The 11,652-nt window shown below is 70.9% G+C and carries 10 protein-coding genes; 4 read left to right on the forward strand and 6 right to left on the reverse strand.

All coding sequences use genetic code 11. The annotated features are described in order from the left end of the window. Positions 1 to 100 precede the first annotated feature (100 nt). Together C1I89_RS30585 and C1I89_RS30590 are read left to right on the forward strand one after the other, a co-directional pair. Positions 101 to 712 carry an LON peptidase substrate-binding domain-containing protein gene (locus C1I89_RS30585; RefSeq protein ID WP_102776020.1) on the forward strand — a complete coding sequence of 204 codons (612 nt, stop codon included), beginning with the start codon at positions 101 to 103 and terminating at the stop codon, positions 710 to 712. Between the two features lie 22 nt (positions 713 to 734). Further along, entirely contained in the window at positions 735 to 1,556 is an 822-nt protein-coding gene (locus C1I89_RS30590) for a hypothetical protein (protein WP_102776021.1), read from the forward strand. Positions 1,557 to 1,563: 7 nt separating this feature from the next. Here C1I89_RS30590 and C1I89_RS30595 read toward each other — a convergent pair whose 3' ends face one another. The 4 genes from C1I89_RS30595 to imuA form a co-directional block, all read right to left on the reverse strand. Next, complete coding sequence (locus C1I89_RS30595) at positions 1,564 to 1,935, reverse strand: I78 family peptidase inhibitor (protein ID WP_102776022.1); 372 nt, start codon at positions 1,933 to 1,935, stop codon at positions 1,564 to 1,566. Positions 1,936 to 2,019: 84 nt separating this feature from the next. Continuing rightward, positions 2,020 to 5,238: an error-prone DNA polymerase gene (locus C1I89_RS30600; protein ID WP_102776023.1), complete on the reverse strand. Its 3,219-nt coding sequence runs from the start codon at positions 5,236 to 5,238 to the stop codon at positions 2,020 to 2,022. A gap of 8 nt (positions 5,239 to 5,246) precedes the next feature. Further along, positions 5,247 to 6,716, reverse strand: coding sequence for a Y-family DNA polymerase (locus tag C1I89_RS30605; RefSeq protein ID WP_102776024.1), 1,470 nt, complete (start codon positions 6,714 to 6,716; stop codon positions 5,247 to 5,249). Further along, positions 6,646 to 7,350: a translesion DNA synthesis-associated protein ImuA gene (gene imuA / locus C1I89_RS30610; protein WP_102776025.1), complete on the reverse strand. Its 705-nt coding sequence runs from the start codon at positions 7,348 to 7,350 to the stop codon at positions 6,646 to 6,648. Before imuA ends, C1I89_RS30605 begins: the two co-directional genes overlap by 71 nt. Positions 7,351 to 7,516: 166 nt before the next feature. Between imuA and C1I89_RS30615 the strand changes: the two genes are divergently transcribed. Next, positions 7,517 to 7,819, forward strand: a complete 303-nt coding sequence (locus tag C1I89_RS30615) for an addiction module antidote protein (RefSeq protein WP_102776026.1) — start codon at positions 7,517 to 7,519, stop codon at positions 7,817 to 7,819. Here C1I89_RS30615 and C1I89_RS30620 read toward each other — a convergent pair. Then, a complete protein-coding gene (locus tag C1I89_RS30620; protein WP_102776061.1) occupies positions 7,816 to 9,351 on the reverse strand; it encodes an amino acid permease in 1,536 nt (511 codons plus the stop codon). The two genes, C1I89_RS30615 and C1I89_RS30620, sit on opposite strands and share 4 nt — an antisense overlap. Positions 9,352 to 9,486: 135 nt before the next feature. Between C1I89_RS30620 and ypfH the strand changes: the two genes are divergently transcribed. Next, positions 9,487 to 10,191, forward strand: coding sequence for an esterase (ypfH, locus tag C1I89_RS30625; protein ID WP_102776027.1), 705 nt, complete (start codon positions 9,487 to 9,489; stop codon positions 10,189 to 10,191). On the opposite strand, the gene C1I89_RS30630 is transcribed toward ypfH, so the two are convergent. After that, positions 10,192 to 11,613 (reverse strand): efflux transporter outer membrane subunit, encoded by a 1,422-nt coding sequence (locus C1I89_RS30630; protein ID WP_102776028.1) that lies wholly within the window; start codon positions 11,611 to 11,613, stop codon positions 10,192 to 10,194. Between the last annotated feature and the right edge of the window lie 39 nt (positions 11,614 to 11,652).

An 11,652-nucleotide genomic window follows, 5' to 3' on the forward strand; every position in this document is an offset into this window, starting at 1 on the left:
CGGCCGCGCCGCGGGCTCCATCATAGGGCAATGGCGGGCGCCGCGATACGACGGCCGCGTGACATGTTTTTTCAGCGTTTGCGTCCAATAGGAGGCTGCCATGTCGCTGATACCGCTGTTTCCGCTATCGAACGCGCTTTTTCCCGAGGGCGTGCTGCATCTGCGCGTCTTCGAGGTGCGCTACCTGGACATGATCCGGCGCTGCATCGCCGACGGCAGCGAGTTCGGCGTGGTGGGCCTGCTGTCGGGGCAGGAGGTGCGCACGCCGGGCGGCGGCGAGACGCTGGCGCCCGTGGGCACGATGGCCCGCATCGACGCCTGGGACGCGCCCATGCCGGCGCTGCTGGAGCTGCGCTGCGTGGGCACGGGGCGTTTCCGGCTGCTGTCCAGCGAGGTGGCAAAATACGGCCTTTGGATGGGGCAGGCCGAGCCCATCGCCGACGATCCGCCCGCGCCCGTGCCGGCGGCCATGCAGGCCAGCGCCGACGCGCTGGGGCGCCTGGTGGCCCAGTGGCAGCGCGAAGGCGTGAGCGCCGAGCGCATGCCGGTGGGGCCGCCCTTCAGGCTGGACGACGGCGGCTGGGTCGCCAACCGCTGGTGCGAGCTGCTGCCGCTGCCGCCGGACGACAAGGCGCGCCTGCTGGCCATGACCGATCCGGTCGGGCGGCTGGCGGCGGTCCAGGACGTGCTGCGCGGCCAGGGGCTGGCTTGAGGCAAACCTGCATTTGGACACAATGGACATCAGGATAGACGAGGGCCTGCGCGCCTATATAGACCCTTTGACCGAAGACGAGTACGCGGCGCTGGAACGCAGCCTGCTGGCCGAAGGCTGCCGCGACGCGCTGGTGCTGTGGGGCGACCTGCTGGTCGACGGACACAACCGCTACGCGCTGTGCCGCAAGCACGGCATTGCCTTCCAGACCATCCAGAACACGCGCTTCCAGTCGATCGAGGATGTGCACCTTTGGATGATAGAAAACCATCTGGGCCGGCGCAGCGTGTCGGACTTCCAGCGCGGCGTGCTGGCGCTGCGCAAGAAGGAAATCCTGCAGGCGCGCGCCGCCGCCGCCGCGCCCGACGATCCGCCCTGGGACGAGGGTTCCGATGCGCCGCCGCTGCCGGCGCAGGCCATGCCGGTCCCGAGCCGCCAGGCGCTGGCGCGCGCCGCGCGCATCAGCAGCAACACGCTGGGGCAGATAGAAAAAATCCAGAAGGCCGCCGCGCCCGAGCTGGTGCGGGCCGTCAAGGAAGGGGCGATCTCGATCAACGCGGCCGCCGCGGTGTCTTCGCTTCCGGTCGAGCGGCAGGCGGCCGCGGTGGCGGGCGGCAGAAAGGAATTGCAGCAGGCGGCGCGCGAAGTGCGCCAGGCCAAGGCCCCGCCGCGCGAGCCGCGTCCCGAGGAACCCATCGAGAACATCGCCGACATGCCGGCCGAAATCGCGCGCCTGCGCGAACTGCTGGCGCGGCTGACGGACGAGCGCGACCAGCTGAAGAAAAAAGTGATGCACCTGACGGTGGCGCTGGCCGAAGCGCGCAGCGCCGCCGGCGGCGACTGAGGCGTCTTCAGCCGCAGCGGATCGCGGTCATGACGTCCTTGTCGTCGACGATCAGGTTCAGGCGGGTGGCGTTGTATTCCATGGTTACGACCTGGCCCGGGCGCAGCATGCGGGCGGTGGAGCTGCCGCTGCGCGTGCGCAGGTCTTCCATCACGGACGGGGTGGCCTTCTGGCCGATCTGCGACTGCAGCGCCGCGGCGTCGCAGGTCTTGCCGCCATAGCCGGAGGCGCTGGACATGCCCGACGAGGAAGCGGCGCCGGACGAGGACGAAGCGCTGGAGGAGCTGGAGCCCGATGCGCTGGACGAACGCGGTGCTCCGGTGTTGGCGCATGCGGCCAGACTGGCGACCAGCAGGAAGGGAATCAGCTTGCGGATCATGTAGAACTCCTTACAACAACGCGTCGAAAAAGCCATGATAGACCAGCCGCGGCGCGCTGTGCTCAGGGCGGGCGCGAGCCCGTCCTAATGGAAGTTGCGGCTGCGCGCGGACAGTCCGCCCAACAGCTCGGACAGATCCACCAGCCGCTGCGCCACCAGGTGGCGCACGCCGTCCACGCTTTGCCAGGAACCGTATACGCCCAGCAGCGCCGACCCCAGCAGTTCGCGGCGCTGGCGTTCTATCAGTTCGGGGCGCACGATCACGTTGACCGGACCGGTCTCGTCTTCCAGGGTGACGAAGATGACGCCCTTGGAGGTTTGCGGGCGCTGGCGCACGGTGACGATGCCGCAGGCGCGCGCCACGCGCTTGTCGGGGTAGCCGTTGAGCACCGCGGCGGGCTGGAAATTGCGCGCCGCCAGCTCGGCGCGCAGCAGCGCCACGGGGTGGCTGCGCAGGGTCAGGCCCACGCTGCGGTAGTCCGCGGCCACGGCCTGGCTCTCGGTCGGGGCGGACAGCCGCGGCGCGGCGGTTTCGACGATGGCGGCGTCGCGCAGCAGGTCGCGGCTGTGCACGCTGGCGGCGGCTTCCCAGCTGGCCTGGCGGCGGTGGCCGGCCAGCGTGCGCAGGGCGTCGCCGGCGGCCAGGGCGTTGAGGTCGTGGCGCGTGAGCGCGGCGCGGCGCGCCAGGTCGCCGGTGTCGGCGAACGGCGCGGCGGCGCGCGCGGCCTCGATGCGCCGCACGGCGTCCTCGCGCATGCCCTGCAGCAGGCTCAGCCCCAGCCGCACGGCGGGACGCGGCGCATCGGGGGCGGGCGCGTGCGGATGCGGCGCGCGCCGCGCGCCGGGGTGGCCCGCCGGCAGGGGCTCCAGGGCCGAGTCCCAGCCGCTGACCGTGACGTCGGCCGGCAGCACGCAGACGCCGTGGCGGCGGGCGTCCTGGACCAGCTGGGCCGGCGCGTAAAAGCCCATGGGCTGGGAATTGAGCAGGGCGGCCAGGAAGGCCTCGGGCTCGTGCCGCTTGAGCCAGGAGCTGGCATACGCCAGCAGCGCGAAGCTGGCGGCGTGGCTTTCGGGAAACCCGTATTCGCCGAAGCCTTCGATCTGCCGGAACAGCGCTTCGGCGAATTCCAGCGTGTAGCCGTGGGCCAGCAGGCCGCCGACCAGCTTGGCGCGGTATTTGTCCACGCCGCCCTTGCGCTTCCAGGCGGCCATGGAGCGGCGCAGCTGGTCGGCGTCGCCCGGCGTGAAGCCGGCGGCGACCACGGCGATCTGCATGACCTGTTCCTGGAAGATCGGCACGCCCAGCGTGCGTTCGAGCACGCCGCGCACTTTTTCGCTGGGATAGCTGGCGCCTTCCTTGCTCTGGCGGCGGCGCAGGTAGGGGTGGACCATGCCGCCCTGGATCGGTCCGGGCCGCACGATGGCCACCTGCACCACCAGGTCGTAGTATTCGCGCGGGCGCAGGCGCGGCAGCATGCTCATCTGCGCGCGCGATTCGATCTGGAACACGCCGATGGTGTCGGCGTCGCAGATCATGTCGTAGGTGGCGGCGTCGTCCGGCGGGATGTCCTGCAGCCGCAAGGGCCGGCCGCGGCGCTGCCCGGCCAGCTCCAGCGTGCGGCGCAGCGCCGACAGCATGCCCAGCGCCAGCACGTCCACCTTGAGCAGGCCCAGCGCGTCCAGGTCGTCCTTGTCCCATTGCACGACGCTGCGGTCCGGCATGGCGGCGTTTTCGATGGGAACCAGGCGCGACAGCTTGCCGCGCGCAATCACGAAGCCGCCCGGGTGCTGCGACAAATGCCGCGGAAATCCCATCAGGGTGTGCGCCAGCGCCGCCCATTGCCGCGCCACCTGCGAATCCGGGTCCAGCCCGCAGCCGCCCAGCGTGCGCAGCATTTCCTTCTTGCTGTCCCACCATTGGTGGGCGCGCGCCACCGCGTCGATCACGCCCGGGTCCACGCCCAGCGCGCGGCCGGTGTCGCGCAGCACGCTGCGCGGCCGGTAGGAAATGACCACGGCGGTCAGCGCGGCGCGGTGCCGGCCGTACTTGTCGTAGATGTACTGGATGACTTCTTCGCGGCGCTGGTGTTCGAAGTCCACGTCGATGTCGGGCGGCTCGTTGCGCTCCTTGCTGATGAAGCGTTCGAACAGGCTGTTGCCGCGCGCGGGATCGACCTCGGTGATGCCCAGGCAGTAGCAGACCGCGGAGTTGGCCGCCGAGCCGCGGCCCTGGCACAGAATGCCCTGGCTGCGGGCGTACTGGACGATGTCGTAGACGGTCAGGAAATAGGCTTCGTAGCGCAGCTCGGCGATCAGGCTCAGTTCTTTCTCGATCTGCGCGGCCACTTCCGGCGGCACCCCGCCGGGAAAGCGGCGCACGGCCCCGGCCTGCGTTTCCTGGCGCAGGTAGGTGGCCGGCGTGTGCCCGCGCGGCACGATCTCGTCCGGATATTCGTAGCGCAGCTGCTCCAGCGAAAACGCGCAGCGGCGGGCCACCACCAGCGTCTGGGCCAGCGCCTGGGGCGGATAGAGATTGGCCAGGCGCATGCGCGTGCGCAGGTGCTGCTCGGCGTTGCCGGACAGTTCATAGCCGCACTGGGACACCGGCTGGCGGGTGCGGATGCCGGTCAGCGTGTCGTGCAGCGGCTTGCGCGAGCGCACGTGCATCTGCACCTGGCCCAGCGCCACCACGGGCAGCTGCGCGGCCTGCGCCGCCTGTTCCACCGCGGCGCGGTGCAGGTCGTCGCGGCAACGGTGGAGCAGGCTCAGCCCGACCCAGGCGCGCTGGCCGAAGGCGCGCGCCAGCCAGCGCGCCTGCTGCGTCATGCGTTCGGCGTCGAGGCCGTAGGCGGGGCTGAGGATGGCCAGGCATTCGGGCATGTGACGCAGATGGGCGTAGCCCGCGGGCGGATGGGTCAGGTCTTCCGGAGCCAACCGGTATTCGCCCTTGGGGGCGCGGGTGCGCGCCAGGGTGATGAGTTCGGACAGGTTTCCATAGCCCTCGCGGGTCTGGGCCAGCAGGGTCAGGTCCAGCGGCGCGGCGTCGGGCGCGGCGCGCAACTGGAAGGTGGCGCCGATCAGCAGCGGCAGGTTGCGGGCCTTGGCCTCCACGTGGGCGCGGACCGCGCCCGCCAGCGAGCACTCGTCGGTGATGGCCAGCGCCGCGTAGCCCAGCTCGGCGGCGCGGGTGACCAGCTCTTCCGGATGCGAGGCGCCTTGCAGGAAGGAGAAGTTGGACTGGCATTGCAGCTCGGCGTAGCCGGGCAGGCCGGCCGCAACGGCCTCGGGGAGATCGTGTTCCATCTGGACTCTCAGGCATAGAGCCCGTGCAGGAACCAGCGGGCGTGCTCGGCGTCGCGCTCGCGGTAGATCCAGTAGCGCGCGGCGGCCTCGTCCTCGGCGACGAAGTAGTCGCGCACGGTCAGGTCCGGGTCCCACCAGCCGCTTTCGATGCGCTCGGGGCCGCGCATCAGGCGCAGCGCATGGCCGCCGTACTGCGGACGGTGGCCGGACAGCTTCAGGGGCAGCGGCGGGTCCAGCAGCCAGAACGGCCGGTCCAGCAGCTCGGGCAGCGGGGCGGGACGGGCCGCGGGAGCCAGCGCATCGCCCCAGGCGTTGGCGGCCTCGGGGCGATGGTCGGGCACGGGACAGGCGTGGCGCACCTGGCCGCGGCCCAGCCGCGCCGCCAGCAGGTCCAGCAGCCTGGCGTGGTCGGCGGCGCTGCCGCCGGGTTCGGGAAACAGCGTGGCGCTGGCGGCGGGCTGCTCCTGCGTGTCCGGCGCCAGCAGCGCGACGGCGATCACCGGCGCCTGCAGCGTGTAGCGGGCCAGTTTTTCGCGCAGCAGGCCGAGGATCTGCTGCGCCTGCCAGACCGGCTGCGCCAGGGCCAGCTCCACCTCGGCGGGCGGCCGGGCATGGCGGCCGCGCTCGTGTTCCAGGCTGAGCACCACGCGCCGCACCGCGAGCCGGCGCGCGCTCAGCCAGCCGGCCAGTTGCTCGGCCAGGCGGCGCGCCACCGCCAGCACGGCGTCGGTGTGCTCCACGTAGTCCATGAGTTCGATGCGCCGCTCGAACCGGGGCGGCGGTTCGATCCAGCGGTAGAGTTCGGGCGCCTGGCCATAGGCCGCGTCCAGCGCCTGCAGCAGTTCGGGCGCGCTGCGCCGCTGCAGGCCGGCGCGCGGCAGGGCGCGCAGGTCCGCCAGGCTGTGGCAACCGATGTCGTCCAGCCAGTCGCGGCGGGCCTGGGCCTGCGGCAGCAGCGCCAGGGGCAGGGCGTCCAGCCGCCGGACCAGCGTGGGCAGCGTCAGCACGCGCCGGGGCGCGCGCCGGCCGGGACGGCGCGCCAGCAGCCAGGCGCCCATGGCGGTGGGGGCCATGCCCAGCGTGACGCGCAGGTCCAGCGCGCGCAGCGTGGCGGCCACCCGGCGGCTCAGGGCGCGCGGGCCGCGGAAGAACATCAGGCTGGCGCCCACGTTCAGCAGCACCGTGTCGTCGCCCGCCAGCGCGACTTCGGGCGTGTATTGCAGCAGGGCCAGCGCCGCGCCCTGCAGGGTTTCGGCCTCGGCCAGCGGATCGCGCGCCAGCAGTTCGACCTGGGGCGCGATGGCGGCGGCGCCGGCGCGGCGCATGCCGGGCCGCACGCCGGCCAGGCGGGCGGCGGGCGTCAGGGCGGCGACGCGTTCCTGGTCCAGGACCGCGAACGCCGGCCCCTCATGCGGCCAGTGCGGGCGTATGGCGTCCAGCGGCAGGCAGCGCAGGCAGGCGGCGATCCAGAGGCGCATGGCGGGAAGGAGAAGTAGAGGCGGCGCCGGGCTCCAGGCCGATATACAGCGGCGTGTCGCAGGCCGGCCCGCGGCGCTTGAGTATCTGCACCGACAGCCCGCCCGGCGCGGGCGCCAGCGCCAGCCGCAAGGGCGCGGGCGTGGCGTTGCGGGCCGCCTCGGCGGGACGCAGGGCGACGAACAGCAGGTCGCTGGCCTGGGCGGCCAGGTGCAGGCGGCGCAGGGACTCGGGCCGTACCCGGGGCAGCCAGCAGATCAGGGCCCCGCAGCTGCCGTTCTTCAGGATCTGCTCGGCGGCCCAGAGCGCATCGGCGGGTTTCTCGGGGGCCACCCACAACAGCTGGCGCGGGTCCAGCCGCCAGCTCATCCAGCTGGCGATATGCGGCGCGTGCGGCGGCTGCACCAGCGCGATGGCGCGGCGGGTTTCCAGCTGCGCCAGGGCCGGACGCAGCAGGCGGATTTCGCCGACGCCGGGATGCGGCGCCAGCAGCTCGATCAGCGAACCCAGCGGCCAGCCGCCATCCGGCAGCTCGGCCGACAGCGCCGCATGCCCGGTGGGCAGGCAGCGGGCGGCACCCTGAGCCAGTTGGGTGGCGCGCCATAGCGCGGGATGGATGCGTTCCGGGGACTGCATGGCAACACGTAGGAAAGGTCTGAGAACCAATTATAGCTGTATGAATATACAGTAGTCGTCGTGGGCAGACCATCTACATTTTGCTGTGTGGCGGCGACAAGAAATCCCAATCGCGGGATATTGCAATAGCCAAGAGCTTATGGGCCGAACTTAAACGGAGTGCAACATGACAAAGCTGCGTGATTTCGATCCGGCGAACTATCTGACCGATGACGAGACGATTGCCCACTATCTGGCAGATGCGATTCAGGATGCCGATCCGGATGCTTTCCTTCAAGCGCTGGGCGATGTGGCCCGCGCGCGCGGGATTGGCACGATAGCTGAGGAATCGGGATTGGCCCGCACCAATCTTTATCGCGTCCTCGCTCCTGGGGCCAATCCCAGCTACCGCACGCTGCGCCGCGTGATGGACACGTTGGGCGTATCCTTCACGGCGGTATCCAAAACCAGGGATACGGTACCCGCCTAACCGCGAACGTCGGCAGCAGCGGGCCGGGCGCTCGGCGCGCCGGTTTCGCGGGCCAGGTCCACGCCGTAGAAGCGCATGTCCTGGTACCGGATCCAGCGCGATCCGCGCAGCAGCCGGTGGCCCAGCCAGAGGGCCAGGAACAGCGGAATCGCCAAGTAGGTGGAGATCACGCCGATCCAGTCGATGCGTTCTTCCAGAAAAGCCTGGTAGTTCTGGCCCAGCGTGACCAGCAGGCACAGTACGAAGGCCAGCAGCGGGCCGAAGGGGAACAGGCCGGCCTTGTAGGGCAGGTCGGCGGTGTCGTAGCCGTGCCTGACATAGCCCTGCCGGAAACGGTAGTGGCTGACCGCGATGCTCAGCCACACGATGAATTCCGTCATGCCCGCGAAGTTAAGCAGCCAGATATAGACCGCCTTGGGGCTGTAGACCAGGCTGAACAGGCACAGGCAGGCCAGCAGCGCGGTCGCCAGCAATGCGTACAGCGGCACGCCGCTGCGGGTCAGGCGCATGAAAAGGGCGGGGGCCTGGCCTTCGCGCGCCATGTTGAACAGCATCCGCGTGGCCGCGTACATGCCGGAATTGCCCGCCGACAGCACCGAGGTCAGGATGACGGCGTTCATCACCGTGGCCGCCGACAGCAGCCCGGCATGCTGGAATACCAGGGTGAAGGGGCTGACCGCGATGTCCTCGACCTCGTTGCGCAGCAGCTGCGGATCGGTATAGGGCAGCAGCAGGCCGATGATGAGAATGGCCAGCACGTAGAACAGCAGGATGCGCCAGAACACGTGATTGATGGCGCGCGGCACGTTGCGCCGCGGGTTCTCGGATTCGCCGGCCGCCACGGCCACCAGTTCGGTGCCCTGGAAAGAATAGGCCACCACCATGGCCACGCCGACCCAGGTGGCCGCGTTGCCCACGAAAGGCGCGTCGTCCACCGTCCAGTTTTGCAGCCCCACCGCGGGGCCGCCGTGGATGATGCCCACCAGCATCGCCAGCCCCACGCCGATGAAGCACAGCACCGCGGCTACCTTGATGATGGCGAACCAGTACTCGGCCTCGCCGAAGCTGCGCGCCGAGAACGCGTTCAGCCCGAAGGTCAGTGCCAGGAACGCCACGCTCCAGATCCATCCCGGGGTGTCGGGGAACCAGTACGCCATGACGAGCTGCGCGGCCACCACGTCCACCGCCACCACCGTGGCCCAGCTGACCCAGAAATTCCATCCCAGCGCGAAGCCGAAGCCCGGGTCCACGTAGCGCGAGGCGTAGGTGCAGAAAGAGCCCGAGACCGGCATGAAGGTCGCCAGTTCGCCCAGGCTGGTCATGATGAAATACACCATCAGCCCGATCGCCAGGTAGACCAGTAGCGCGCCGCCGGGGCCGGCCTGCGCGATGGCCGCGCCGGAGGCGACGAACAGGCCGGTGCCTATGGCCCCGCCTAGCGCTATCATCGTGAGGTGGCGCGCCTTGAGCACGCGGTGCAGCTGATTCTGGCCGGCCGGCGTCGCGCCGGCTTCTGTTGTGGATGTTTGCATTGCTGGGTGGGTGATGGCCGCGCACGCGGGCCACATATCTGGGGTGTCGGACTTTCAGGGACACCGGGCCGCGCATTTTACAATGCGGCAATAGGGGGCTGCCTGAGCGGCCCCAGGCCCGTACGGAGCAGTCTCATGGCGTCTTCCAGTTCTATCGAATTCCTTCCCGATCCGGGCGTCGACGTGCGCCAGCTTTTCATCCTGCTGCATGGCGTGGGCGGCTCGCCCGACAATCTGCAGCCGCTGGCCCAGGCCGTGCGCGCGGCGTTTCCGGCGTCGGCCGTGCTGATCCCCGAGGGCTTCGAGCCCTTCGACGGCGGCGGCGCGGGCCGCCAATGGTTCTCGGTGCGCGGCGTGACCGAGGAAAACCGCCCCGAACGCGTGGCGCGGGCCCTGCCGCCCCTGGAGGCCTATGTGCGCCAGGCGCAGGCCCGTTTCGGCCTGCTGCAGTCCGACACGGCGCTGGCGGGGTTCTCGCAAGGCGCCATCATGGCGCTGGAACTGGTCCAGGCCCACGACGGCATGGCCGGCCGCGTCCTGGCCTTTTCCGGCCGCTACGCCCAGCTGCCGCGCTCCGCGCCGCAATACACCACGCTGCACCTGCTGCACGGGGCCGACGATCCGGTCATGGACGTGGCCCACATCCAGGCCGCCCAGGCGCGCCTGACCGAACTGCACGGCGATTCCACCATCGACGTGGCCACCCACGTGGGCCACGAACTGCATCCCGCCCTGATCGAGCGCGCCATCATGCGCCTGCAGACCTGCGTGCCGCTGCGCAGCTGGGAGGCGGCGCTGGGCCTGAACCAGACGCCGCCGGACGGCAGCACGGTGCACTGATTACTTCTCCCAGCCCCCGCCCAGCGCCAGGAACAGCGCGATCTGGTCGTTGCTGAGTTCGGCCTGCGAGGCCGCCAGCGCGCTTTCGTTGGTGGCCAGCGTGCGTTCGGCGTCCAGCACGGTCAGGTAGTCGGTCTTGCCCAGGCGGAACAACTGGCTGGCCTGGGAGGCGGCCTCGGCGCTCTGGTCGCGCGCGGCGCGCAGGGCGCTGTCGCGGTCGAGCTGGCGGGCGTAGACCACCAGCGCGCTTTCGGTTTCGCGCAGCGCGTTGAGCACGGTGGCGTCGAAGCGCGCGGCGGCGGCCTTGGTGCCGGCCTGGGCCTGGGCGATGCGGGCCTGCGCGGCGCCGGTGTTGGGGATGGTCCAGGAGATCAGGGGGCCGACGCTCCAGCTGAAGGTGCCGCGGTCTCCGAACATGGTGGCGGGGCCGCCCGAGGCGGCCGACAGGCCCAGCGTGATCTTGGGGTAGAGGTCCGCGGTGGCCACGCCGATGCGCGCGGTCGCGGCGGCCAGCGCGCGCTCGGCCTGGCGGATGTCGGGACGGCGGCGCAGCAGTTCGGCGCCGTCTCCCACCGGTATGGTGTCGGCCAGCCGGGGAGGCTCGGCGCATTGCAGCAGGGCGGGCGTGATTTCCGCGGGCGTCTGGCCGGTCAGCGCCGCCAGGCGGTAGAGCGCGGTGCGCTGCTGCGCCTCGAACGGCGGCAGGTTGGCCCGCAGCTGCTGCAGCTGGCTGCGCGCGCGCGTCACGTCCAGCACGGTGCCGCGGCCGGCCTGCTGCAGCCGCTGCACCGCGTCCAGCGATTCCTGCTGCACTTTCACCGAATGCCGGGCCGAAGCCAGCTGCATGCCGGCCGAACAGACGGTGGCGTAGGCCCGGGCGGTTTCGGCGGCCACGGTGACGCGGGTGGCGTCGTAGGCGGCCTGCGCGGCCTGGGCGTCGCCGCTGGAGGCTTCGATCGCGCGGCGGATCTGGCCGAACAGGTCCAGTTGGTAGGACACGCCGGCGCCGGCGGAGTACGACCAGCGGTTGGGCGGATCGATGCCGGGCTGCATTTCCTGCAGGCCCGAGGCGTGGCCGTAGGTGGGCGAGGCGTTGACGCCGAGGCTGGGCTGCTGCTGCGCCTGGGTTTCGCGCAGGACGGCCTGGGCGCGTTCGAGGTTGGCGCCGGCCACGCGCAGGTCGGTGTTGGCGGCCAGCGCCTTTTCCACCAGTCCGTCCAGCGTGGGGTCGTTGTACAGGCGCCACCAGCGGCCGGGCACCGCGTCCTGCCGGAACACGTCCTCCTGGGCCTGCGCGAAAGGCGCCTGCGCGCTCTGCCGCTCGGCCACCGCGTCCGCGGGCACCTGGTAGTCGGGGCCCACGGTGGTGCATCCGGCCAGCGCAAGGGCCAGCATCAGCGGCAGGAGGTTTCTGGTATTCATGGCAATCACACGGTATGGCGTCGGGTAAAGGGTAAAGAG

Origin of the sequence: Achromobacter pulmonis (assembly GCF_002885955.2) — a bacterium.
Classification (GTDB): domain Bacteria; phylum Pseudomonadota; class Gammaproteobacteria; order Burkholderiales; family Burkholderiaceae_B; genus Achromobacter; species Achromobacter pulmonis_A.

What these genes read in the sequence shown, in the direction of transcription:
- C1I89_RS30600 (WP_102776023.1), bottom strand. Translation starts at nt 5,238, where the DNA reads ATGGAACACGATCTCCCCGAGGCCGTTGCGGCCGGCCTGCCCGGCTAC.
- imuA (WP_102776025.1), bottom strand. Translation starts at nt 7,350, where the DNA reads ATGCAGTCCCCGGAACGCATCCATCCCGCGCTATGGCGCGCCACCCAA.
- C1I89_RS30590 (WP_102776021.1), top strand. Translation starts at nt 735, where the DNA reads ATGGACATCAGGATAGACGAGGGCCTGCGCGCCTATATAGACCCTTTG.
- C1I89_RS30620 (WP_102776061.1), bottom strand. Translation starts at nt 9,351, where the DNA reads ATGCAAACATCCACAACAGAAGCCGGCGCGACGCCGGCCGGCCAGAAT.
- C1I89_RS30605 (WP_102776024.1), bottom strand. Translation starts at nt 6,716, where the DNA reads ATGCGCCTCTGGATCGCCGCCTGCCTGCGCTGCCTGCCGCTGGACGCC.
- C1I89_RS30585 (WP_102776020.1), top strand. Translation starts at nt 101, where the DNA reads ATGTCGCTGATACCGCTGTTTCCGCTATCGAACGCGCTTTTTCCCGAG.
- ypfH (WP_102776027.1), top strand. Translation starts at nt 9,487, where the DNA reads ATGGCGTCTTCCAGTTCTATCGAATTCCTTCCCGATCCGGGCGTCGAC.
- C1I89_RS30595 (WP_102776022.1), bottom strand. Translation starts at nt 1,935, where the DNA reads ATGATCCGCAAGCTGATTCCCTTCCTGCTGGTCGCCAGTCTGGCCGCA.
- C1I89_RS30615 (WP_102776026.1), top strand. Translation starts at nt 7,517, where the DNA reads ATGACAAAGCTGCGTGATTTCGATCCGGCGAACTATCTGACCGATGAC.
- C1I89_RS30630 (WP_102776028.1), bottom strand. Translation starts at nt 11,613, where the DNA reads ATGAATACCAGAAACCTCCTGCCGCTGATGCTGGCCCTTGCGCTGGCC.